Raw genomic sequence first — 24,971 nt, forward strand, 5'->3', positions numbered from 1 at the left:
CTTGTTATATCAATATAACACAAGCGTACCGGCTTGAAAAACACGTGTGTTTTTAGTTCACCCTCATCTCAAGTGCCATCCGGTAAAACACCATGGAGTGGTGGTGTTCGTCAATGTGGTCCATAACAAATTTATTGAGTGTTTCTGGCAGAGGCTCGTTGACTTCCAATTCTTGCAATAACGTGTTGATTTTATCTTGCTCTCCAATGCCCTCTAAGAATTGGATCAGCGATAAGGCACCAAAAAGCAGAGAATTATCCAAACGAAGATGATCTAAATGGGTTGTCAACGACTTACCCTCGTTTAGCTCACGATCTACCTTTTCCAAGCTTAGCGGCTCATCCAATCCGTAACGAATGTATGACTCACTTGGTGCATCGTTTCGTATCATCATCTCTTTCATCGCCTGCATCAACCTTAATATTACAGAGCTATCTTCGAGGCATGCCTCTTGACTAGGGTCGGCGACGAGGTCGTATAGACGATGTCCAAAGCGGCCTGAGTTTTCGCTGATAATAAATGAAGCCGGTATTTTTAGAACAGGGCATCCCTTAGTGAAATTAAATCCTTGGTGCATTTCTGTTTGACCGAGTTCTTCAGGGGTAAAACGCCGGTTTATCCTGGTTGGCATCAAGGTATACTCATGTAGGTGCTCAGCGCCATGGACTGTTGGAGCCCGCATATAAACATATTGTCCGTCGGTGATGTTTACGTGGCAGCCGTGGTAACCAAACAGGGCGTAGTCACGAATCTTGTTATCTGACTCAATGGCTGGTACCAACGATTTCCCCTCCATATCGGCGGGAATATCTTGGCCAAAGTATTCAAGAATAGTCGGGACAATGTCAATTGTTTGGGCTAATGCTTGTCGACTCTCACCTGGGTGTGGATATTCCGGGTGCCAGATGAAGAATGGGACATTGGCGACCTCATTATAAAGCGGCATAATGTTTTTCGACCACCAATCGTGCTCACCGAGTAAGAAACCGTGATCAGTATTCACGACAAGCATGGTATCTTTCCATAGATCATACCGATCCATATAGTCGAGCACTTTGCCAACGTGCTCGTCAACCATTGTCAGTAGGGCTTTATAATAGTTCCGGATTTTTTCTTGTTGCGCTTCATCCTCTGTAACGAAGTAATAAGACGGGAATCCATCGAAATCATCCTCCTCGACGCCATACATCTTCAGGTACTTCTCGGGTACGAAAAATGGTTCGTGGGGGTCAAAGCATTCTAGTTGTAAAAACCAGTTGTCATCATCTTTGTTTGTTTCAATGAAATCGAGTCCAAGTTCAATGGTTTTATATAAATGATGATCGCTTTCATCTTTCATATAGTTCACATTGATCTGGTGGTGCGTCCTACTTGTGATTTTCCGTTTCTTAATTTCTTCTGGCTCGCCAGACTCATAACGGATGTCAGGTTTTTTAACCACTCCCTTCCAGTTGTCACCTTCTTGGCCACGGACAAATTCGTAGCTGCTAAAACGTGGGTGATAGGTGGCTCCGCCGTCACGCCAATAATGCTTATGATCAGTGACCAGATGGGTGTAGATGCCTTTTTTCTTTAAAATTTCCGGCATAGAGTCATCAAATGGCTCCAATGGCGACCACGAACGGTGCATGAAATTATAGCGTCCAGTATGCAGCTCTCTGCGCGCAGGCATACAAGGCATACTACCCACATAAAAGTTGTCGAAACGTGTCGTTTTTTCCTGAAGCCGCTTGAAATTGGGTGTGATGGTATCGTCACAGCCATAAGCAGATAGCATGTGTTTGTTCAGTGAATCAAACATCAACATGATAGCTTTCATAAATTACCCTTTTAAATTAACCTGCTGCAACGCTAGTGTTCTGCTTTACGTCTTCGATACCTTCTTTGTCATAGCCGCGGATCTTGCCCGTGACATAGGTCAGCGCAAATGCGGCTGAACAGCCAACTAACCATGCGAGGATATACTGAAGGTACTTGCCGTCCGCAATCAAAGGCAGTGCCGATAAGCCTGCAGCGCCAATACCGTTTGTTTCTACACCAAGTAAAACCACCATGATGCCGCCGAAACCTGCTCCGATAGAGCCAGTGATAAATGCGAAGCCTGCAGGAATATTGACACCAAATATTGTTGGTTCACCCACAGCCAGAATTGATGTAGGTATTGCCCCTTTTGCAATTTTCTTCATCATTGGGTCTGTTGTTAGTACCAGAACAGCAGTTGCTGCTCCCACCATACCTGCATTAGACATGATCTGGATTGCAAATAACGGCGCAGTACCAGTGGCATTGATCATTTCTAGATGGATTGGGAATAAGCCATGATGAAGGCCTAGTGAAATCAAGAAGGGAAATAGTGAAGACAGAACAAAACCTGCTGCAATACCGCCGGTATCTAGAAGAGTAGTTAAACCGGTTAGGATACCGTCAGAAATAACGCCGGCAATTGGCATGATCACAAACAGTAGGGCAGAGGCCATAACGGTTAGAACAACGGTCGGCGTTGCGACAACATCAATAATATCAGGAATATATTCTCGAACCTTACGCTCGAAGATACACATCAGCCAAACAGTGAAAATCACGCCAATCAGTCCTCCCTGACCTGGAATCAATCCAAGCAGCGGTAGATCGGGTGCAATGGTAATGGCGCCGAGTAAGCCGCCTGTTATCACGTTGCCATCGAATTCTTTTGCCGCGGTGACACCGGTGTAAATTGCGAGGAAAGCAAAGAGGGCTTTGGATACAACGGATAGGAAATGGCTTAGCCCCAGAAGACCTTTCTCTTCGAGCACAACCTGGGTCGGGGACAAATCACCAACAGCTGCGACACTATTCGCTAAAGCCTCTGCACCTGCTGAATTGACGATCACATTGTTCAGTCCCATCAAAATACCTGCGGCAATGAGTGCTGGCAAGATAGGGACAAAGATATTAGCGATGTGCTTCAGTATCACTTTGGTGGTGGTTTTCTTTTTTGCCTTGGCACGAGCAGCAGCTGCTTTAGCCTCAACGTTATTTAGGCCTAGTTGGGCGTTATCCCCGGACTTAAGGAACTGATTGATAGCTTGTGCCACCTTCGTAGACTTTCCTGAACCAACGATGACCTGCAGTGTGTCATCTTCAACAACACCTAATACCCCTTCGATGGCCTTTAACTTATCGATATCGACCTTATCTGTTTCTACTATGGTCATTCTTACGCGGGTCATACAGTTGGTGACATGCGCGAGGTTAGCCAATCCCCCCGAATGCTCGATTATCTGCTTGCCTACTTCTCTATAGTCCATCTTGTTTCCCTTAGTTGTCATTAGAATGAAATTTAGCCATGTATCTTTGTTATAACATTATAATGATCTATTTTTAGATCAACCAAGATCTACTCATCAGTAATTATGAGATCCCCATCAAATAGTTCAAAAAAATGGTTCAAATAACTGGTGCCTTAAGATCTGTTTAATAGCAATGATGAGCATATTAATCACCAATGAGGGGAATGAGGGTTAAATATATTTTATCGTTTATGCTTTTTGTCATAAGTTGATCCTAAATACTGGATTACCTTTCCTGTATGTATAATTAAAGCCGGCAAGAACAATGGAAGAACTATATCATGGGCTATTTATAGCTCTGACTTTTAATGAGCTATTAGTAAGATTGATGTTTGGAGGACTCATTGGTTTTTGCCTTGGTTTAACAGGTGTAGGAGGGGGAGTGCTAATCATTCCTATTCTCCAAATAGCATTTGGTATGAACCCTGTACTTGCCGTCGGTACTGCAAGCGTTATTTCATCACTAGTTAAAATAAACGCTGCCGTGTCTCATATCGTTGCCAAGAACGTATCTTGGAAAGAAGTTTTCTATGTTTTGATAGGCGCAGTTCCGGTGACACTTGTTATTACAGAAGTCATTTTAAGGATGACAGCTAACCCGAAGTACAGTGTGATGATTAATAGTGTTGTTGAAGTACTGATTATTTCTATTATGATGTTTGCGCTAGCCACAATGATTGTTAAGTGGAAAAGAATCCAATCAGGCGATGTGCCCTCTGCAATACGAGGTGGAAGTAAAGTAAAGGGTATTAGTTCAGGTGCTGCGTGTGGAGCTATTATTGGCTCGACTGGTGTTGGTGGTGGTGTATTAATATTGCCGACGTTGAACTCTATATTAGGTGTTGATATAAAACGCTCTGTTGGCTCTTCCATTGTGATTGCATTGGTGCTATCTGGAATATCGGCAATTAAATATAGCACTGGTGGACAAAGTGACATAGTAACGGCACTGGTGCTAGTTGCTGGCTCATTTGTCGGAGTACCATTGGCAGTGAGAGTGGTAAAAAATATTACGGATACTGGTATGTATTTAGTTTCTATTGCAATTATTAGTATTAGTCTAGTGATGACATTAATTAGTATCTGACGGTATAAATAGAATGACGTTAGGAGGGGTTAAGAGTCACTAGTTCCTGTTATCTATATTGGCTAGACAGAGAGTAATTGCCTTTCAATCGTACACACTACATACCTTCTAAGGGCTTGATAGGTAATAAGTTGAATAGATAATTTATGGGTAGTTATTGATGATAAAGGGAAAATATGTAAACAATTATTATTGAGAAACTATACTTATAGTTATTAAAAACAATACTTTACGATGGGGTGTTATGTTTTTGGTTAATGTTGAAGATAACGCTTTGCAGGGTTATAACCTGTTAACGCACGGCATATTGGGTTATTTTGACAGTATCCACAGAAATGTTTTTGCATATAGCTTATATTGATATCAAGGATACATAACAATATAAATGAAGATGCATAGATATAAGTTAATTCAACAGTTTAGGATTGTTGCTGAACTAGGAAATATTACACAGGCAGCTAAAGCACTTCATATCTCTCAACCCGCGTTAACTCAGAATCTACATCGATTGGAAGAGTCCATATCAACGGAGTTGCTCATTCGGAACAAGTCAGGTATCGAACTTACTGACTATGGAAAGTTATTATACAAACATAGCTGCTTTCTGCATAAAGGTTATGAAAATGCGATGCAAGAACTCGCGACTCTGAAAGCGCAACGACAAAAAACACTCAGAATCGGTTGTGGTTATGTTTGGAGTCATAAAGTTCTGTTCCGAATGTTAAGTGAGTACTTTGAAAACTATCCAGAAGTTAATATAAAAGTGATTACAGGAGAAAGCTCTGCTCTACATCAGAAGTTGCTAGATGGAGAGTTTGACTTCATTCTAGGCGCCATTCCTAACTCACCAAGAAACCGTGACGAGTTAGTGAATTACTATCCTATGATGGATGTAAAATTTGGTGTTTTTGCTCACGACAAACATCCATTATCAACTGTTGATAATATCAGTTCGGAACAATTAGAAAGTTATCAGTGGGTTCATCTCAACCATTATGAGCAGAAGGATGGTTTTGAAGATCCAAATATATATCCAGTCCCTGAATCTAAAGTGAAATTTGAAGTGTGCTCGCTATTTTCGGCATTTGAAATACTTTCTCTTACTGACTCGTTAATGTCATTACCTATTCAATTAATCGATGTTGCAAAAAATCATAATATAATAAAATTGGATATTGAATCCTCTATTGCAAGTTTCAGTTCAGGATTGATGTATACTGCTAACGCATATGAACTTGGGCATGTCAAGGATTGTATTGATATGTTGAGGGGTAAGGTGGTTTTAAATATAAAAACTTTGACGGAAGTCTAATCGCTATTTTGGTATAATATAAAGTTATGTAGCCATATTAATATTGAATTTTCCTAAGGTAATTCGAAGTGTGATACTTCAATAGTTCCTCAAGGAGAATGAAATGAAAGCTATATTTTTACTGTTTGATTCACTGAATTTAAAGGCCCTAAGTTGTTACGGTGGTCCAATTGATACCCCTAATTTTGACCGATTAGCCCAAAAAAGTGTGAGGTTTAATAACCATTACGTAGGCAGTATGCCGTGTATGCCTGCAAGACGTGATTTTCATACAGGTAGGTATAATTTTTTTCACTCTGCATGGGGGCCAATGGAGCCGTACGATAACTCTCTGCCCGTGATTTTGAGAGAAAAGAAAAAGACCTACTCCCATTTGATTACTGACCATTTTCACTATTTTGAAGATGGTGGTGCAGGCTACCATACTAAATATGACACTTGGGAGTTCATTCGTGGGCAGGAGTATGACCAGTGGATTGGTGAAGTTTCACCACCCGTTGATGAGTTTAAAGAACAATATGACAGTCGACACTATAACCTCGCTGGTGATCCACGAAGCTGTCACAAGCTCCAGCACTTAATCAACCGACAGCATATTGTTAAAGATGAAGATTTTCCTATTCATCAATGCTTTGACCGTGCTTTTTCTTTTCTAGATAAAAACCAAACTGAAGATAACTGGTTTCTACATCTTGAGTGCTTTGACCCGCATGAACCGTTCCATGCCCCAGAAAAATATGTAAAAAAATATACCGACAAGTTAGATGCGTTAGTCATGGACTGGCCGGCATATGATTGGGTCACTGAAACAGAAGAAGAAATTCAGGAAGTAAGAGCCCGGTACGCAGCGTTAGTTTCTATGTGTGATGATTACCTTGGTCGATTACTCGATTATATGGACGCTCATAACATGTGGGAAGACACCGCACTAGTCATGACAACCGATCATGGATACTTATTATCTGAGCATGGTTGGTGGGCTAAAACTCGGATGCCTCAGTACCAGGAAATTTCTCACATTCCACTGATGATTTATACACCGAGCACCACCGATAAAGCAGGTGAAGAACGAGAATATACAACATCAGCTATTGATATCATGCCGACATTTTTGGATGTCTTTGGTATTGAACGACCACCTGAAGTTCAAGGGGTAAGTTTGTTATCTGTGGTTGAGCAGGATAATACTGATTATCGAGTAGTTGTCTCTGGGATCTTCGGTGGATCGATGCTGATTGCTGATGGGCAGTATGCCTATCACTATTTTCCTAAACGTTTAGACAGCGTGAAGCTATATGAATATCGCTTAATGCCGTGCCATATGCGTGGTGCATTCTCGGTCGACGAATTAAGAGATATGCAGCTACAACCACCATTTAATTTCACCAAGGGTATTGAAACGCTGAAAATAAAAGCGAGAAATGACTCCAAGCGACCTCCAGGTCATGATGGTATTGGGTTTAGCGATAATGGAACTCGCTTATTTGATGTAGTGAACGATCCTAATGAGCAAGAGCCAATAAGTAAGAAAGAGGTTGAGCTAAATCTATTACACCACGCCAAAAACATTATGCAAGCCCATGATGCGCCATGCGAAATGTATGAGCGCTTTGAGTTAGAGGAGATGGAATAAGTCATCTATTCCAAATTGAACGATGAAACTATTTATATCTAGTTATTGTAAATGTATCGACGTAGTCGACTTCATAGCACGTAAGATAGTTCTTGTTTTATTGCTGACTCTTATATTTATGGTGAATTTGGAAATAATCTCGAGAAGTTTTTTTGCACATTCATTCACCTGGGTAGAAGAGACGGCAAAGTATGTCATGGTTTGGGTTGCGTTCATTGGTGGAATTTGCGCCTCGCGTAAGTCAGCGCACCCATCAATTACCACGATATTGGATCGCTTACAGGGTAAATGGCGTAAATCATTAGAGCTATTTGTTTATGTAATCAGCATCTTCACACTCGTTAGCATGGCGAAGTTTGGCTTTGATTTTGCCGAGACGGGAAAGATGTTGAGGATGTCTACGCTGAGTGATTACTCTATGTATGCTGCATACCTAGCGATTCCAGTGGGTTGTATTGGTATGACACTTGTAATTGTCGAAAAAATACTTTGCCAATGGCTTATTAATGACGACGCAGTTGATATTGCGAGTCCTGATAATCAGCTAGAAGCTCAATAGGAGGTTAATATGTTTTCTCCTTTATTTATTTACGTTGCGTTCTTTTCTCTGTTTGCCAGTATTCCGGTCTTCCTGTGTTTGCTATTTGCTGCTCAGGTCGGGTTTATTGCAGCTGATCAGGCTTTCTTTTTAAATATGTTACCGCAACGATTATTTGCGGGTATCGATACATTTACCTTGCTTGCTTTACCATTTTTTCTCTTAGCCGGTGAAATTATGGGGAAAGGCGGAATCACCGAGCGGTTAGCTAAATTAGCAAATTTGCTGGTTGGGCGGATGCGAGGTGGTTTAGCGCAAGTGAATACTGTTGTAAGTGTGTTATTTGCATCACTGACAGGTTCGGCCATTGCGAGTACATCGGCAGTAGGCTCCATGCTTATTCCAACGATGACCAAAGAAGGCTACCCGAAAGAGTTTTCCACCGCGCTTACGGCTGCCGGATCGGTCATTGGCCCCATTATCCCACCATCAATCATTATGGTTATCTACGCATTTATTATGAATGTGTCTGTGGGTGCCTTATTTATGGCGGGCATTATACCGGGCATTTTGTTTTGCATAGTGATCATGGCAATCAATGCTTATTTTGCTAAAAAGTATGCATTCCCGAAACGTGAAACTACCGTTTCTCGTTCTGAGATTGTATCGACTGTTTCGCAGGCGATATTGCCTTTGATCACCCCTGTGATTATCGTGGGTGGGATACTGAGTGGTACATTTTCCCCGACGGAAGCTGGGGCGATAGCGGTACTATATTCGCTGATCCTATGTTTATTTGTCACCAAGACACTGAAGCTTAAGGACTTACCGGATCTATTTATCAAGTCAGGTATTACAACGGCGACGGTCTTGCTAGTGATTGGCTCTGCGTTGGTCTTCTCTTGGATCCTAACGTTGTCTGGCCTTCCTTTGCAGCTTAACCAATTTATCTTGGGTATCTCAGATAACCCGTATGTACTGCTGATTCTCTTTAACATCGTACTCTTAATTGCAGGCATGTTCCTTGATGCAGGGGCAGCGCTACTGATCCTCGGGCCAACGCTGATACCGCCATTGGTTCAAGCAGGGGCCGATCCGATTCATATTGCGATTATCGCCTGTATAAACTTGAGTATTGGTGTAATAACACCACCATTTGGTGTTGTGCTGTTCGTCGCATCGTCTATGTCAGATATCCCAGTTGGAAGAATAATCAAAGCCGTGATGCCCTACCTGATCGGTCAATTGATACTGCTGGGCTTTATTACCTATATCCCTGAAATTTCACTTTTCTTACCTCGCCTCATGGGTTTCATGAACTAAAAAAGGTCTAAATATGGATACTATAAAAAAACTAGTTACAGTTACGGCGTTAACTTTGGGCTTATCACTGCCAGCAGTGGCGCAGGATGTCTTTGTTGTTAAATATTCCCACCAGGATCCAATGTCAGATATCTCAAAGGGGCATGTTCCTGCGACATTCTTTAAAAATTATGTAGAAGAAGCTTCAGAAGGGCGGTTGCGGGTACAGATTTTCCCATCGGGTCAGCTTGGAGGGGATCAGGATTCTATCCAGCAAGTGCAGGCTGGTATGCTAGAAATTGCCCAAGTTTCTATGGGGGGCGTAGCCAACTTTGCCCCGGAGCTGCAGGTACTTGATCTGCCATACATGTTACCGAACGACGAAGTAGCCGAATACCTTGTCGAAGGGCCATTGGTGAAAGAGGTACATGACACATTTATCGGCAAAATGAACAATAGTAATTTGGTTGCTATGTCGAACTTAGCACGTTGGAGAAGCTTCTTTACGACGGATAAACCAGTGAAAAATGCCGATGATTTGAAAGGACTTAAAATTCGGACTATTCAATCTGAGCTACAGCAAGAATTCACTCGTTCCATTGGCGCTGTACCTGTGTCGATGCCGTTTGGTGAAGTCTACACCGGACTGGCAACTGGAATGGCTGACGGTCTGAAAAATTCGGTAAACGATATGATCGAGTTTGCTTGGTTCGAAAGCGTGAAATATGGATATGTTGATCAACATACCAACCTGCTTGGCTTCTTTTTCGTCAGCGACCGCTGGCTGAAGTCTTTGCCTGAAGACCTACAGGAAATTGTGGTAGAAGGTTTGACTCAGACGGCGAAGCAGCAAACAGAATTTAATAAGCAACGTGAGTCGCTTGCGGCAGAAGCTTTCGAAAAGGCAGGTGGCCAGCTTTATTACCCAACTGAAGAAGATATGGCAACATTCGAACCATCACGCCTGCATATGCAGCAGTGGTACGAGGCGCGTTATGGCAATGAGTGGCTAAGCAAGTACCAAGCATTGATAGCAACCGCTGAAGCCGAAATCTAAACCGTAAAAGAGCTAATTAAGTTAGCAAGGTGTCACCAAGCTGGTGACACCTTTTTTTATTGTCCGCAGCAGCGTTTGTATTTCTTGCCACTGCCACATGGGCAGGGTGAATTTCTGCCAATAGCTTGTTGCTGGAGCTGATTACGTTGGTGGTGCAGGTGTAACATGATTTCTGAGACTGGTCGTCCGTGCATGATCAGATCACGCATCATCTGCATATATGGTGCGGTGTGCTTGAAGTAGGCTTCATAGCCTTCGCAGAAGTAGTTATGGCCTGGCTGACCTGTTTTTGATGTGTGAAACCTATGCTTAGGGCAACCGCCATGGCACGCAAAGCGGAAATCACATTGCTGGCACTGTGCGGTGAGCTTGTCTCTTTTGTTGAGGCCAAAGCTATTAGCCTTATCAGAGAGGTTTAGCTCTCGAATACTTTGCGAATGGATATTGCCAAGTAAGTGTTCTGGATAGACATAGTGATCGCAATTATATAGATCACCGTTCGACTCAAGGGCAAAAGCGTGGCCACATGTTGGCGAAAAGACGCAAAGGCCGGCAGGTTGGTCGCACCAAGTTGCCAACGTTGTATCGAACATATTGACATAAATATGGCCGACATCTTTAGTAACCCAATGGTCAAATATTCGGTTTAGAAAATTACCATAGTGCTTTGGTGAAACCGACCAAGGGGTGACGTTAGCCAGTTGATCAAAGTCAGGATCAATCAGTTGCAATCCATCGGCAGTGACTTCGGCAGATTGGCGCTCAACCAGAGGAATGAATTGCAAATGTTTTGAGCCAATACCAACAAGGAAGTCGTATACCTTTTCTGGCTGCTTGGCATTTTGATCATTAACAACCGTTAAAGTATTGAACTCTACCTTGTGTTTCTTTAACAGGGCAATGCCTTCAATGACTTTGTCGTGGGTTGGACGCCCTGAGCGGTTTACTCGGTAAGTATCGTGCAGCTCAGACGGGCCATCAATTGATACGCCGATCAAAAAGTCTTCTTGTTTGAAGAATTCACACCACTCATCGTTAAGTAATAATGCATTGGTCTGAAAGGCGTTGTTAATATGGCGATGTTCTTTATATTTTTTCTGTAGGGATACTGCTTTTTTGAAAAAGTTAATCCCCATTAAAGTAGGCTCGCCGCCTTGCCAGGCAAAATCGACGATGTCACTGTCTTGGGCTTCAATCTGTTGCTTGATATATAGTTCTAATGTCTCTTCTGACATCTTCCAGTTTTGTTTTCTTTCGGGATATAGGTTTTCTTTTTCCAAATAGAAACAATAGGTACAGTCGATGTTACAGACTGAACTGCTCGGCTTTGCCATGACATGGCAGTGACTAACTTGTTGTGGTGTAGGGCTAGGCATTTTTCACTCGCCATTGGTTGCAAAACTGGCAGTAATTATACCTGATAGCGTTATCAGTTGGCCTTAAAAACTTGGTCAAATGGATGCTAAGAGATGTGAGATTTTATGACTAACAACACAACGGCGGCGGTGGCAATTTTGACTGAATACTGAATTAGAGTTTGTCAGGTAGTGCTTTGCAATTTGTATTGGTTATACCTTTCTACGTACCTTTCCAGGGCTGACGCCAATAATTTTTTTAAATGCCTTTCCAAACGAAGCTTCGGATTTATAACCCACTTGTTCAGCAATACTAAGCATCGACTCGTTGCTTTCAGCAAGAAGTTCATAGGCAATGTGCATGCGCCACTGGCTCAGGTAAGCCAATGGGGTCATGCCTACCACGGCGTGAAAATGGTTGGCGAAAGCAGTCCGCGACATAGACACAGAGCGCCCCAAAACTTCCACGGTCCAGGCTTTCGATGGCTGTTTGTGGATTAAGCTGAGAGCTCTGCTGAGTCGATCGTCGGCAAGAGCCTGGAAGTAACCGGAGGAGCTTTGCTTATTATTCATATGCCAGCGAAACATCTGGATAACCAGAACCTCTGTAAGGCGATCCACCATGACTTCACTTCCCGGTTGAAGGTGACGAGACTCGAATGCTAGCGCTTTGACCAGACTATTGATCCAGTCAAGCTGAGGATCAACATCAGACTTTATATGCAATATGGGCGGCATATCACGCAGCAAAGGTAGCCACGTATTCTTCTTATATTGAAAAAAACCGCACAGTAAAGTGACTACGCTCGGTCCGTTAGCAAAAGGGTTTGTATTGTGTCGTATCATCTCTAGCACATCGAGGCCTGGTATCAAATTGCTGTTAGGCTGTTCGCTAATTTGATGCGGTGTGCCTGTGGGAAAAGCGATAATATCTCCAGCTGATAATAAAATGGGCGAGTCTTGGCCCGCCACAGATAGCCAAGCGCTTCCACGGATCACCGCATGGAAAGTACCGCATTCTGCTTGTGGCTCATCGATTCCCCATGGAGAAGAGAAATCGACACAGTAATAGCTACTGGCGTGCAGTCGTATAGCGCGTAAAACATCGGACAGGACGTCTATACATGGACTTTCTGCTACGCTGAAGTAACTCTCACTATCGTGACAGGGACTGCTATTGTTGGACATACGAGAGCCCTTATTAATAAAAAATTCAATCTATTTGTACGAACTGACATATAAAATGGATTATTTATCATGGATAGTTCGAAGTATTCACTAATAATGTATTTTATACCATTTTAAATCTACATGCTGAATCGGTAGTCTTTAATCATGAAACATAGTGGAAAAAAGTGATTTTAAATTAAAGAGATACCTAATTCGAAGCTGATTTATTGTAACCGTCTAACTGATTTGCTTCTTGGTTTGAATAAATAAAGAATGAGGAAAGCAAAATGTCCAGTTCTATTAGCAAACTCAAAACACTATCGTTAACGAGCTTGATCGTATTTACATTTGGTACTGCTATTCATCCCACTTCTTCATTTGCCAGTCACCACTTTGAGAGTGATCTTGCTAAAAATTACCCCCAGTTCGATCTGACGGATATGTTTGTGTTTGAATCTGAAAGGAGTGGGTATACCTCTTTTATGATGAATATCAATCCAACAACAGGTAAAGATGGCAATGCTGCTTTTGGTGAGAATGGGGTATATAGTTTTCATATTGCAACTAACAAAGAATTAAAAGGCGATGGTTTGACCATTACCGCTTATCTCGACAATGGATATCTAGTCTTTGGTATTATTGATGGAGCAAACCAAGCGGTCGGAACGAAAGGACAGCAGATCGGAAAATCGGCAGTTGGGCAGGAGGCTAAGTTCGATAACGGAATACGAGTCTGGTCAGGTGCAGCACGTGATACTTTCGTCGGAAACTCTGAAGGGATCATTGGGTTTATGACGAAACTTCTTGCAGAAGGAAAATTTGATCTATCGACCTTCAGTAAAGGTGTCGATTTATTCAAAGACTTCCAAAGTAGCGTTATCGTTGTCGAAGTCCCCAATAAAATGTTACCCAAAAATATCTATGTTTATGCCAGTAGTGCCATGTATCAGACAGATCTGTGGGTTCAGGTGAATAGGGTAGCGCATCCTCTGCTAACCCATATGTTTATGGCTAATAACAAAATGGAGATATCAGAGCACATTCAACATCGTCCTGATGTTGATCCATCACGTGCTTACGCTGTCTCTAGTACTGTGCTGCGGTCCGTTATTCTTGATAATAAAATATCTAATCCAGTTGCTTACGCAGATTCTGTCGCGGCTAAACTATTACCCGATATGATCCCATATAACGTGGGTACAGAGGCGGCTTATACCTTTGAATCTATTAATGGCCGTAAGCCTAGCGATGATGCAATGGATGCCGCGTTAAGCATGTTTGTTGGCAGGCAGGTAACAGATAATGCAAATACTTTTGATCGCCATCCGAATACTTTTCCATATGTAGTCCGGGTTGAGAAGTAATCAGAGAGTCCGTTTAATTTGGAACAAGGATCTGACAGTGTCAGATCCTTGTTCGTTACACATATGCTGGGATAGTTATTTATTACAGACAGCAGATAGGGATTAAACTCATTCAGCCAAAGCGGCTTTCAGTCGCTCGCAAGCTTCAAGTAAGGTGTCGCGCGGGCATCCTAGATTTAAGCGGATAAACCCGGCACCTTCAGTACCAAAGGCAATACCCATGCTGGGTACGATACCTGCGTCAACCAAACGTTTTTCCAAGGTGGCATCATCAATGCCCAATTGAGTACAGTCAACCCACGCCAAGTAACCCGCCTGTGGTGGCTGGAATTGAAGCGCTGGCAGTTCTTGTTCAATAAAAGTCGATAGGGTATCGATATTGCCCTGCAAGTATAGCTTTAGCGCATTGAGCCAATCGCTTGAAGTCTGATAAGCGGTGGTTGCTGCGCACATCGCCAAGCTGTTATAGACATCCATGCCGTGGGCATCGAGCCTGCGGATAAATGCGGCTTTCAGTTCGCTATTTGGGATCATGAAGTTGGAGATCCGTAGCGACGACAGGCCAAAGGTTTTACTCGCGGCCGTGGCGACGACAAGGCGCTGCTGCAAATGCTCTGGCAACGTTAGTGCCGAGTGGTACTGATGACCCGGCATTGCCAAGTCTCCCCAGATCTCGTCGCTAAGTAGCCATACATCATAGCGTGCACACAATTCGGCAAGCTCCACGATTTCACTTTGCGACCAGGCTTTACCCACTGGATTATGCGGGTTGCAAAAGATCATCACCTTACAGCCTTGTTCAAAGCACTGCTCAAGGTGGGCAAGATCCATCCGGTATTCGCCGTTGTCGTTAACCAGTGGGTTAGTGACAATTTCACGATCGTTTAGCTCTGTGATCTTACGGAACGAACCGTAACCCGGGGTTTGCATTACCACTTTGTCGTCTGGTTTTGTCAGCATCTGGATCAACATTGATAAGCCAGGTAGTACGCCGTGTACTGTAGTGATCCAGCGTTGATCTATTTTGATCCCGTGTTGCTGCTGGTACCAATTGATGATCGCTTGGTAGTAGTCGTTGTTACGTTCGGCGTAACCAAAAATACCATGCTCTATACGCTGGTTCAGGGCTTCCCGTACCGCGGGTGGAGCTTGGAAGTCATAATCTGATACCCACATCGGTAGGCGCTCTTCTGAATCGAGGCCTAGCTTTTCAGTCATGAAATCCCATTTTAGAGAGCCGGTTGAGCGGCGGTCATGCACCTGGTCGAAAGTTACTGTCATGGTGTTACCTTATTTCGCTTCAGCGATTGCTGAGTGATTTTCTGCTTGTTGTTCTTTATTTACTGGCTCTTGATTAACAGGAGCCTTGGCAATACCGAAGCCGGTGAAGCCGTAGATAATGGCGAAGATCACACCGGTGTAACACTGAACTGCCCATGGTAGATAATCCAAAGTCGAGACACCCAAAGTGCCTGCCATATACACGCCAGCAGCAGTCCAAGGCACTAGCGGCTCGATGATGGTGCCGGCATCCTCGATGGTACGGGACAGGTTCTTGGTATCTAGGCCCATTTTGCGATAGGCGTTCTGGAACAGTTCACCCGGGATAAGTAGCGCCAACTTACCGTCAGAAGTCGTGAAGACGACAGTGATCGTAGCGATAACGGTAGAGAGGATCAGTTGGCCAGTGGTACGGATCATGTGTAAGAAGTGACCCAGTACAACATTGAGTGCACCCGTTAGGCTAAGAATGCCTGCGAAAGCAAAGGCACAGAACACTAACAGGATGGTGCTCATCATCGAGAATAAGCCACCACGGTTAAGCAGTTTGGCAACGTCCGGGATGATCGCATCCACACTATGGCCATTGGCGCTGAACATGCTGATATTGAAGCCATCAACATAGGCTTGGAAGCCCTGTTGCAAGCTGAAGCCTTGGAAAACCATGCCTAGGCCAAGTGCGATAGCCGATGCGCTCAGCATCAGTGGGATCACGGGTTTTTTAGTTAACGCACCCCATAGGATCATCGCTGGTGGGATAACAAGCAGGATGTTGAGGTTATAGAGGCTTTCAAGGCCAGATAGGATCTCGACTACTTTCTGTGGCTCGGCAACACCAGCAACATCACCATGCTGCCCAGCAAAGAAGAATACAATTGAAGCGATGACAAAACCTGGCAGTGTGGTGTAGAGCATGTGTTGGATATGCTCATAAAGCGTGGTGCCAGAAACAACCGGAGCGAAGTTGGTAGAATCCGAAAGTGGGGAGATTTTATCACCAAAGTAGGCACCGGAAACCACAGCACCCGCAGCGGCGGCAAGAGAAACATCCAAGCCCGCGGCAACCCCCATCAGTGCGACACCGACAGTACCGGCTGAACCCCATGAGGTACCAGTACAGACCGAGACGACACTGGTGACAAAGAAGGCGGCAATCAAGATGTATTCAGGGCTGATAACCTTCAGGCCCCAGTACACCATGTAGGGGATGGTACCGCTGACCATCCAGCTGGCAATCAGGCCACCCACCGAAACCAAGATAAGAATAACTGGCATGGCTTTGGCGAGCTTCTCAACAATCGCCCCCATGATGTCATCCCAGTTGTATCCCATGCGAAAAGCAATAAAGCCGGTAAATGCGGCTGAAACTAATAGTAGTGGTTCGATACGCAGTCCAAGCATGCCGTAACCAATTGCCAGTAAGCCAAACATCACCGCGATAGGGGCTATCGCCAGTGAAAGTGATGGCAGAGGCTTTGTATTTGTCATTGTGTTGTCCTCTTTGAGTCAGTACAGGTTTGTTTCAATGACACAATGTTAAAAGCGGCCCCAATCGTAAAATGAGACCTGAGTGCTGGTTTCATGTAAGCGCTTACATGGCGTGTGTACATATGAGTTTCATCACAGTTTTTCGGCTAAAACCGTCTTTCTTGGGCTTGCAACGGTTTGGCGCTCGACTAATGTCGCTTGAAACTGATGCTCACTCGGAGGGTTGAGTCCGGATGCTTTGAGCTTTAACGCAAGCTTAGCGGCATGGGTCGACATCTCGTCTATTGGGTTATGCATGGTAGATAGGCGAGGGTAGAGATAACGGGCCAGTAGCACATCATCAAAGCCGACAATCGAAATATCATTAGGAACGTGCAGCCCCTGTGAATGAAGGCTTGCCATCAAACCCGCCGCCATTACATCGTTGAAGGTAACAACAGCAGTGACTTCCGGGCATTGCTTGAATAACTGTTCACCGGCCAATTCACCGCCGTGCTCACTAAAGTTTTGGTTGATGATCCAGCTAGGCTCAATAACCAAGTTGGCCTGTTGCATGGCATCGCGATAGCCCTCTAATCGGTCGGTTCTATCTTCTATGGGTAAATCACTGGTAACGCAGGCTATCTTGCGGTGGCCCTGATCAATCAAATAGCGGACAGACTCGGCGGCTCCCTTGCGGTTATCGACCCACACCGAACGGTTGGCAATTTGCGGAATGGTGCGGTTTAGTAGCACCATCGCGGGCAGCTGTGCGCTGTATCTAAGCAGAGTACTATCGTCGAGCATTTTAGAATGCACCACCATAGCTTCGCAGCCTTGGCTTATCAGAAAATCCAGTCCCTCTTTTTCTCGCTGAGCGTTATGACCTCCACTAACCACAACTAACTGGCAGCCATGTTGCCGGGCCACTTCTTCTACATGTTTGGCGATCAGGGCGAAGAAAGGGTCAGCAAGATTACCGGTGAGTAAACCAAGCGTGTTGTTTGAGCGGCTGGCGAGGGCCGTCGCTCTGGCATCACGTTGGTAATTTAAACTTTTAATGGCTTTCTCAACCCTCTCCAGCGTAACCGGCTCGACATAAGCGGATCGGTTAATCACTCGTGATACGGTTGCGGTTGAAACACCTGCCAGTTGGGCGACATCTTTAATGGTTGCCATAAATCTATATGTTGAATATGTGCTATAGGAATAAACGGCGCGGAGTGTAGCGGGATTGCGGGCAGAAAGATGTTAGGTAGGTCAAAGGCTGGTGATTACTCACCGATCACACCTGTTTGAGCCTGATGATGAATATAACTGTTGATTGCCAGACTTTAATTATTACCATTTAGTAAAAGTAATTTAACTTTTGCGTGTATTATCATTTAATTTGAGCTGAATATAATACTCCCCATCGAACGAACACATGTTCGTCTTCATTGAAAAAGATTTAGCAAAAATAAGTCGCACTGGCGACAGCAGCACGATATTGAGGAAATTATGAAAAAAGTAATGGTAGCTCTAGCCCTAACTGCAGCAACTCTCTCTGGCTCTGTACTGGCTGGTAGCAACACAGGTCTTTCTCTAGACGTTGTCCCACAAAAGGGCGGGGCCTGGGTAACGGTAGAAAATAATGGCGCACCGCAAGCTGGTATGGAAATCACGGTTAAAGGGGCGCAAGACCAGCAGTATATAACCTCGGAGTCTGGCCGTGTATTTGTTTATAGCGCTTTTGAAGCCGCGCGATCAATGACGTTCGAAGCATCAGACGAAGCAGGCAATACTGTATCAACCCAGCGCTTTATTCCGTCTAACCGCTCGTAACCAGCACTGCATGCGAGTTAAGCATGGATAAAAACCGACGATAACTGACAAACTGGATGGCCGTGATTGAAGGACTCTCCTCGCGGCTTCTCACCGTTTATATACCTAGTAATCACCATTGTTACTTATGGGTAATAGTTATTTTCATTTTCAATGGATTGTTTGCCATTTGGTAGAGCGTAAACTGTCTTCAACCCAGTAAAGCACAAAATATAAATAATAGAGAAAGTAAATATGACAACATTGACTGACAAGCCTGGCATTTCACTATTGAAAGCGGGTTCATTTAAATTGAATGATCTGAGCAAGCTTCTAGAGGTTGAAGGCCTACAAAGCCAGATGGCTGAAGTTGCTGTTAGCAATAATTCAAACGCGCTGACAATTGGCCACTTCGCCATGCAACCAGGTGTTGAATTCGAGTACTTTTATGATTCTGTCGAATATAAAGTCGTGACAAAAGGCAAGATCGTAATGCGTGACAAGCAAGGCAATAAATACGTTGCTGAAGTGGGTGATGTCATTCTTTTCTCGCCGGATGTGACTGTTATTTTTGATGCAGAAAGCGATGGCGAGGCGATTTATACCGCTCACCGAAAAGCAGCCGCTGAGTTTGCTCCACAAGCTTAATCAGGCCAGTACCGATAGCCTTGTGCTCGGGCATAAAAACCGCTCATCTGAGCGGTTTTTTTGTATTTAACACACCTTTTTATCATTCCTTTTGCCTGTTATGAAATAGAGATAGTGACGGAATGATTTCATGATGGGGCCTAATGACTAATTACTATATTTATAAACTGGAGGTAAAGCCATGAACTACCCTGTTCCTGCCGCGCCCATAGACGTTGAATACGAAGTTAAGAAGAGCCGCTTCATTGCTCGGGTCGCTCATGTGAAGAGTCGTGATGACGCTATGGCAATGCGCAATCAGGCAATTAGGGACTACCCGGATGCCTCTCATCATTGCTGGGCCTATCTGATTGGAAACCCAACGTCAGCCAGTAGTGCGGCTATGTCTGATGACGGAGAGCCTTCTGGTACTGCCGGTAAGCCCATTCTAAATGTGTTGCAGCATAAGGGGGTTGGTGACGTTATGGTGATTGTTATCCGTTACTTTGGTGGTATCAGGCTTGGAGCTGGAGGCTTGGTTCGGGCCTATAGTGCCTCAGCGCAAAAAGCGATGGATCTGGTACAAACTAGCGTACAGCAAAGTATGATAACTCAGTTAATATCTTTAGATTTTTCGCAAGAGCAGCTATTGCGCCACTGGCTTTCCGAGCACCAAGGAAAAGTACTTCAGGTTGAATACGGCCAACAAGTTGCGGCAGCCGTCGACATACCTGAATCGCACGTTATTTTGTTCCGTCAGTTTTTAGCGTCCCATCGGATGAAATATTACGAAGAGCCTGAAGCATAAAAACCCGTTAAGTTAGATTTCACTTAGACTCTATAATCGGTAATCACACATTCATCTTTCTTCGTACCGTTTTTCAATTAGTTGGGCTACAGCCTGCCCCCATTGCCGGTAAATTATTGGACCAGGATGAAAACCGTCGTTGGCCATATGAGCAACATCCAATGGTCCTGCGATGTTTACCAGTTCGCAATCTGGTTGTGTCTCGACCCATTTAGCCAACTTTTTGTTAAAAGACTTTGCTTTGCTGCCTAAGTACCAACGTAAAGGATGGGGGAGGGATGGGAAGACTTCCATTGGTGGGATCTTATTGAGAATAATGTGTTGGCATGAGAAGTGACTGCGTAACGTATTGGTGAGAATCTGCTGTTGCTTGATCCATTTTGCTGCGCTGGTCGGCTTGGTGACGTCATTGACGCCGGCTGATATAACCACGACATCGTACATTTGTTTGGGGTGCAACAGTGCAGACTGCAGTACTTGTTTCGTGGTAAAGCCGGTTTTCGCGATCAGCTGCCACTCCACGTGGAATTGATGTTGCAGCGCCGAGATGAGCTGGCCTGATAGTGCTTGTGATTGATGCTCGGCACCCACACCTGCGGCAGCAGAATCCCCAAGCAGCAATATCCGAAGCGGCCTTTTGATTGGAACACTCTTCCCTTGCGCGTTGACTACTTTCTTACTTTGCCCTCGGCGAGGCCCTTCAGCTTCTTTGAGGCACGGAATCGACCGACGAACATGCTTACCTTGAACCCAAAAAATGGGTGCCATAACTACTAGGATAAGTTGATGTAGCATTAGAAACTCCCAGTGGCTTCTTCCTACCATTTTAGGGTTAATAATAGAAGCGATCCTGCTGGGCTGTAGGCTCAGTTATAAGAGAGGGAAACGGTCATCGTTTGAAGTGACTCTAGTCTAGAGACACCGACTATAGATAACATTGAGTGATGGCTTGATTACAGGTTTCATGGTGGCTAGGTACTATACTGCAACTGGGTAAAGCCTATACGAGGGTAGGATTATGTCAGCGCAAGATAAGTTAGGTGGTTACGCCAGTGGATTTACAAATTTAGACGCTAACGTTATTGCTGATAATGTGACATCAGATTACAAGCTTCTTGATAAAGATGGGGTTGTTCATAAAAAATCTGATCTTCATGAATATATCGCTGAGCTTAAAAAGCATGGAGATACAATGGAAATCACAGAGGTAATGGTTGATGGTGACAAGGCTTGGTGTAAGTGGCAGCTTGGTGAGATTGTCGGGGCTGGGCTGATCAGCTTCGGAGAAGAGGGAGTCACGCACGAGCAACTCTTCTATCTCTAGCAAGAATATGCCATCGCAAAGCCGTTGAAAGGGGTGATACCAACGCTTTAGACGTCACCCCCCTTACTTATTTATTCTAAATGATGCTCAAGTGCGTAGTTGGCATCAGAAAAGCTAAATCCCTTACGAACCAAGAATGCCGTCGCTTTCTTCTTATCGGCGAAATCGGTGATAGAGGACTTATACTTTTTGTTGAGAAACTCCAGCGCTTTATGTTGATCGTCACTCACACCGTCTTCTTCGGCTTCATTAAGTAACAATTGATCTATGCACTCTTGGCCGATCCCTTCGCTGCGCAGTTTTTGGATAAGGCCAGTTCTTCCCATTTTCTTTTCGTGTTTATTTATCAGCTTTTCTGCCAGCTGTAACTCATGCTCACTATCAAGCGATTGAGCCAGTATTGCTTTTACTCTCGAAGCACTGACCCCTTCTTGGCGCAAGTGTAAGCTAATATCTTTGGCACTCTTTTTACCGGCATATTTGTTGATGACCCGGGTGATCAACTCGTCTTGATCAGACTCATCGATGGTCAGTAAGGCGTTATCTATGTCTATTTGGTTAACACCCTGAAGTTTGAGCTTTTGAGCCAACTTTGCCGGACCATAAGAGCGGCTGCGCGATTGCACGAAGGTTTCAGCGTAGCGTTGATCTGATAGGTAACCAAGCTCTAGTAAACGGTTGATGACTTGGGTGATCCATTCTGGGTTGGTGGTTTTTCTATGCAGTTTTTCTTTCAGCTTCATCACGGAATAGCCGCGTTGGTTTAGCCACCAGATAGCGTATTCGTAGACGTCTTCAACCTTTTGGGCGGGCTTAGGACCGGCAGGCTTTGCGGCGGGCTGCTGTTGGGCAGAGTACTTTTTGTTATTGGTGTTTTTTTTTGATGGCTGCTCAGAGGTCATAAGTTCCTGATGTTTCGTATTGCTGTCTGTTTGTTGCCAAAACAGTTAGAGAAGGCGGTTATAACAAAGGAGTAGTACGTAAATCAAGGTGTTTACCGCCTTATACCCAAGCTACTTCAATATGCAGGCTCAGCGAGAATTTATCAGCTTATAGACAAGGCATTGTTTTGAAGATCTAGTGGTTCTAAATTAAGAAACAATAACGCAGTATAGAAGCTTAGAAAACTCGCCCTTCGGGAGGGTGTCAGCCCATCCACTCCTTCGTTGAAGTTTTTTGAAAGGGAATGCCATTTCTGCAAACCTTCGCCTTGTATTGAATGCGCTGACAACCCTCTGAATCCTGCACCTTGAGGTAGCTTGGGTATATATGCCAAGCTCTAACATCGGTTTCGTGCTAGAATTTTATGCTTTCGCCTCTCTTACTTCGCTTGGTTGAACTTATGGTTACTCGTATTCCGTCCTGGATATTGCTGGGCGCTATCATGCTTGCATTCAGTGCTGGTGCGATTAACGCCATGGCATTGCTGACTTTTGCCAATAATGCCGTTTCACATGTCACCGGTACAATTACCCAAGCCATGAGTGCAATTACGGTTGATAACTACAATGCATCCCTTTATCTCTTGAGTATTGTCGGCTGTTTCTTTTTAGGGGCAGTAACATCAGGGATGATTATTCACAACGAAGCTCTCAGGCTGGGGCGTAGCTATGGCACCGCACTGTTTATCGAAGCTATGGTGCTGTTTGCTGCGACATACTATTTCTATCATCACAAAATGACCGGTGAATTGCTCGCGTCATTTGCTTGTGGCCTTCAGAATGCAATGATTGCAACCTACAGCGGATCTGTTATTCGTACCACACACCTTACCGGAATCGTCTCTGATTTAGGGGCTGCATTGGGGCATATGATCAGCCGACGAGCCTTGAATTTGCCGCAGCTCGTCATGCAGGGGAGCATTCTGTTCGCTTTCAGTGCCGGTGCATATATTGGTGCAAAGTTGCTCAACATTGTCGGCATGGTGGCTATGTTGCTACCGGCAACGATTGTCCTGTGCGCCAGTATTGGCTATATGCTGATGTTACGTAGGCAGAAAGTGCACTAGATCATGGTTGACTAAAATGACCTTAAACGCGGCGTTTTCTAAAGGCATATATACCTGCATTTGCCAGTGTCTTGAAGACAACGCCCCAAGCATTCAAATTGGGTTTAGGATCAACCCCTTTCGCCATGCGCCACAATTGCTGTTCATACCAAGTAATACTCAACATACCTAAGCTGTCCATGGCCTTGTTACCTGTAGTTGGATTAGCCAGTGGCATGCTGTATTGATTGTCCGCCAATAGTTTATTGGGGAATTCTGCATCGACGGCTGTTGTTCGTGCCAACCCAATGAAATCTGTCGCGCCGCTTTCAAGTGCTTCTGCCATGGCTGGCGCACTTCGGAAGCCACCGGTGACGACTAATGGGGTATTTACCAGTTTACGAACTTTCTCCATGTATTCGAGGAAATAGGCTTCACGTTGAATCGTGCTTTGTTTGATTTTGTTATCTGTTTTATTGCTTTTTTTACTGCCCATCATTGAAGGACTTTCATAGGTGCCGCCTGAGATTTCAATCAAATCAATACCGGCATCAGCCAATGATTGAACAACTTGCATTGAGTCTTCCTCAGAAAATCCGCCTTTCATAAAATCGGCACTGTTTAACTTGATGCCAATAGGGAAATCACAGCCTACCTGTTCACGAATTGCCTTATACACCTCAAGAACAAAACGCATACGGTTGGCAAGACTGCCGCCCCACTGGTCATCGCGCTGGTTATGTCGAGGAGATAAGAACTGGCTAACCAAATAACCATGTGCACCGTGAATTTGAACCCCGGTAAAGCCCGCATTTTTTGCTAACTTAGCGCTAGTGGCAAATTTTTTGATGATGGCGAGTATTTCATTTTCGGTTAGTGCTCTAGGAGTATTGAAGCCTTTCTCTAACCCTCTCGATAAAGAGATAGCGGATGGGGCTACGGGCTCCTTGGACAAAAAGCTTGGGATTTGTTTTCCCGGGTGGTTGAGTTGGGGCCAGATGTGCCCCCCGTTTTGTTTGCCAGCTTCAGCCCACTGCTTGAAGATGGTCAAGTCACTTTGTTCATCCAAGACGACATTCTTAGGCTCACCTAACGCATGGCGATCAATCATAATGTTTCCGGTGATTGATAGGCCAATCCCACCTTGAGCCCAGCGGCGGTAAAGCGTAACTAACCCTGGTCGAGGGTTATGGAAAGTGTCGCCTAACTGTTCACTCATTGCTGATTTGAACAGGCGATTTTTAATTGCAGTGCCATTTGCCAGTGTAAAAGGGCTGTCAAGCGATGGCGTGGTGAATGTATCCATGCCTGGTTGTAAGTCAGTGTGCGCCATCAGTGTTTCCTTATCAGCTATGTCGTCAGGGGATAAAATAAGAACGATCGTACTTTTATATCATTCTATGTGATGGCTAGATACACTCAACGTCGTATTATCTTAAATTGCGATCACGTTTTTCGATGGGATATGCGCTGGTGGTATGGGAGGGGGCTAGGTAGCAGAGACGAAAAGAAAAAGGTCTGGCGCAG

22 protein-coding genes are annotated in these 24,971 nt (G+C 44.4%); 12 read left to right on the plus strand and 10 right to left on the minus strand.

Annotated elements, in window-relative coordinates; all coding sequences use genetic code 11:
- Nucleotides 1–52 precede the first annotated feature (52 nt).
- Both L4D79_RS13800 and L4D79_RS13805 read right to left on the minus strand, forming a co-directional pair.
- A complete protein-coding gene (locus L4D79_RS13800) occupies nt 53–1,819 on the minus strand; it encodes a sulfatase (RefSeq protein WP_428652135.1) in 1,767 nt (588 codons plus the stop codon).
- A 16-nt stretch (nt 1,820–1,835) separates the two neighbouring features.
- The gene (locus L4D79_RS13805) at nt 1,836–3,287 is read right to left on the minus strand and encodes a PTS transporter subunit EIIC (protein WP_428652136.1); all 1,452 of its coding nucleotides are present in this window, start codon (nt 3,285–3,287) and stop codon (nt 1,836–1,838) included.
- Nucleotides 3,288–3,594: 307 nt separating this feature from the next.
- Between L4D79_RS13805 and L4D79_RS13810 the strand changes: the two genes are divergently transcribed.
- The 6 genes from L4D79_RS13810 (at nt 3,595) to L4D79_RS13835 (ending at nt 10,258) form a co-directional block, all read left to right on the plus strand.
- Entirely contained in the window at nt 3,595–4,416 is an 822-nt protein-coding gene (locus tag L4D79_RS13810; protein WP_428652137.1) for a sulfite exporter TauE/SafE family protein, read from the plus strand.
- A gap of 385 nt (nt 4,417–4,801) precedes the next feature.
- Nucleotides 4,802–5,728 (plus strand): LysR family transcriptional regulator, encoded by a 927-nt coding sequence (locus tag L4D79_RS13815; RefSeq protein ID WP_428652138.1) that lies wholly within the window; start codon nt 4,802–4,804, stop codon nt 5,726–5,728.
- A 103-nt stretch (nt 5,729–5,831) separates the two neighbouring features.
- A complete protein-coding gene (locus tag L4D79_RS13820; RefSeq protein WP_428652139.1) occupies nt 5,832–7,361 on the plus strand; it encodes a sulfatase in 1,530 nt (509 codons plus the stop codon).
- 118 nt (nt 7,362–7,479) lie between these two features.
- Nucleotides 7,480–7,920 (plus strand): TRAP transporter small permease, encoded by a 441-nt coding sequence (locus tag L4D79_RS13825; RefSeq protein ID WP_428652140.1) that lies wholly within the window; start codon nt 7,480–7,482, stop codon nt 7,918–7,920.
- 9 nt (nt 7,921–7,929) lie between these two features.
- Nucleotides 7,930–9,222, plus strand: a complete 1,293-nt coding sequence (locus L4D79_RS13830) for a TRAP transporter large permease (RefSeq protein ID WP_428652141.1) — start codon at nt 7,930–7,932, stop codon at nt 9,220–9,222.
- Between the two features lie 13 nt (nt 9,223–9,235).
- Complete coding sequence (locus L4D79_RS13835; RefSeq protein WP_428652142.1) at nt 9,236–10,258, plus strand: TRAP transporter substrate-binding protein; 1,023 nt, start codon at nt 9,236–9,238, stop codon at nt 10,256–10,258.
- A gap of 56 nt (nt 10,259–10,314) precedes the next feature.
- Here the strand turns inward: L4D79_RS13835 and L4D79_RS13840 are convergent, their stop codons facing one another.
- Together L4D79_RS13840 and L4D79_RS13845 are read right to left on the minus strand one after the other, a co-directional pair.
- Complete coding sequence (locus L4D79_RS13840) at nt 10,315–11,634, minus strand: anaerobic sulfatase maturase (RefSeq protein WP_428652143.1); 1,320 nt, start codon at nt 11,632–11,634, stop codon at nt 10,315–10,317.
- A 192-nt stretch (nt 11,635–11,826) separates the two neighbouring features.
- Nucleotides 11,827–12,801, minus strand: a complete 975-nt coding sequence (locus L4D79_RS13845; protein WP_428652144.1) for an AraC family transcriptional regulator — start codon at nt 12,799–12,801, stop codon at nt 11,827–11,829.
- A 269-nt stretch (nt 12,802–13,070) separates the two neighbouring features.
- Here L4D79_RS13845 and L4D79_RS13850 point away from each other — a divergent pair, with 269 nt between their 5' ends.
- Entirely contained in the window at nt 13,071–14,147 is a 1,077-nt protein-coding gene (locus tag L4D79_RS13850; RefSeq protein WP_428652145.1) for a DUF4331 family protein, read from the plus strand.
- 108 nt (nt 14,148–14,255) lie between these two features.
- Here the strand turns inward: L4D79_RS13850 and L4D79_RS13855 are convergent, their stop codons facing one another.
- From L4D79_RS13855 to L4D79_RS13865, 3 genes are all read right to left on the minus strand, one after another.
- Entirely contained in the window at nt 14,256–15,428 is a 1,173-nt protein-coding gene (locus L4D79_RS13855; protein ID WP_428652146.1) for a MalY/PatB family protein, read from the minus strand.
- Between the two features lie 9 nt (nt 15,429–15,437).
- Nucleotides 15,438–16,916, minus strand: a complete 1,479-nt coding sequence (gene nhaC / locus L4D79_RS13860; RefSeq protein WP_428652147.1) for a Na+/H+ antiporter NhaC — start codon at nt 16,914–16,916, stop codon at nt 15,438–15,440.
- Between the two features lie 132 nt (nt 16,917–17,048).
- A complete protein-coding gene (locus L4D79_RS13865; protein WP_428652148.1) occupies nt 17,049–18,074 on the minus strand; it encodes a LacI family DNA-binding transcriptional regulator in 1,026 nt (341 codons plus the stop codon).
- A 321-nt stretch (nt 18,075–18,395) separates the two neighbouring features.
- Between L4D79_RS13865 and L4D79_RS13870 the strand changes: the two genes are divergently transcribed.
- The 3 genes from L4D79_RS13870 to L4D79_RS13880 all read left to right on the plus strand — a co-directional run bounded on the left by L4D79_RS13870 (nt 18,396) and on the right by L4D79_RS13880 (nt 20,133).
- The gene (locus L4D79_RS13870) at nt 18,396–18,719 is read left to right on the plus strand and encodes a hypothetical protein (protein ID WP_428652149.1); all 324 of its coding nucleotides are present in this window, start codon (nt 18,396–18,398) and stop codon (nt 18,717–18,719) included.
- A gap of 234 nt (nt 18,720–18,953) precedes the next feature.
- Nucleotides 18,954–19,346, plus strand: coding sequence for a hypothetical protein (locus tag L4D79_RS13875; protein ID WP_428652150.1), 393 nt, complete (start codon nt 18,954–18,956; stop codon nt 19,344–19,346).
- Nucleotides 19,347–19,527: 181 nt separating this feature from the next.
- Nucleotides 19,528–20,133 (plus strand): YigZ family protein, encoded by a 606-nt coding sequence (locus tag L4D79_RS13880; RefSeq protein ID WP_428652151.1) that lies wholly within the window; start codon nt 19,528–19,530, stop codon nt 20,131–20,133.
- A gap of 51 nt (nt 20,134–20,184) precedes the next feature.
- Here L4D79_RS13880 and L4D79_RS13885 read toward each other — a convergent pair whose 3' ends face one another.
- A complete protein-coding gene (locus L4D79_RS13885; RefSeq protein ID WP_428652152.1) occupies nt 20,185–20,928 on the minus strand; it encodes an SGNH/GDSL hydrolase family protein in 744 nt (247 codons plus the stop codon).
- Nucleotides 20,929–21,151: 223 nt separating this feature from the next.
- On the opposite strand from L4D79_RS13885, the gene L4D79_RS13890 reads away from it, so the two are divergent.
- Nucleotides 21,152–21,457, plus strand: a complete 306-nt coding sequence (locus L4D79_RS13890; RefSeq protein WP_428652153.1) for a hypothetical protein — start codon at nt 21,152–21,154, stop codon at nt 21,455–21,457.
- A gap of 71 nt (nt 21,458–21,528) precedes the next feature.
- On the opposite strand, the gene L4D79_RS13895 is transcribed toward L4D79_RS13890, so the two are convergent.
- Entirely contained in the window at nt 21,529–22,359 is an 831-nt protein-coding gene (locus L4D79_RS13895) for a RecX family transcriptional regulator (RefSeq protein WP_428652154.1), read from the minus strand.
- A gap of 440 nt (nt 22,360–22,799) precedes the next feature.
- Here L4D79_RS13895 and L4D79_RS13900 point away from each other — a divergent pair, with 440 nt between their 5' ends.
- Entirely contained in the window at nt 22,800–23,465 is a 666-nt protein-coding gene (locus L4D79_RS13900) for a YoaK family protein (RefSeq protein ID WP_428652155.1), read from the plus strand.
- Between the two features lie 22 nt (nt 23,466–23,487).
- On the opposite strand, the gene L4D79_RS13905 is transcribed toward L4D79_RS13900, so the two are convergent.
- Entirely contained in the window at nt 23,488–24,750 is a 1,263-nt protein-coding gene (locus L4D79_RS13905) for an NADH:flavin oxidoreductase/NADH oxidase family protein (protein WP_428652600.1), read from the minus strand.
- Nucleotides 24,751–24,971 lie beyond the last annotated feature (221 nt).

This window comes from Photobacterium satsumensis, assembly GCF_050336935.1.
Taxonomy (GTDB): Bacteria; Pseudomonadota; Gammaproteobacteria; order Enterobacterales; family Vibrionaceae; genus Photobacterium; species Photobacterium satsumensis.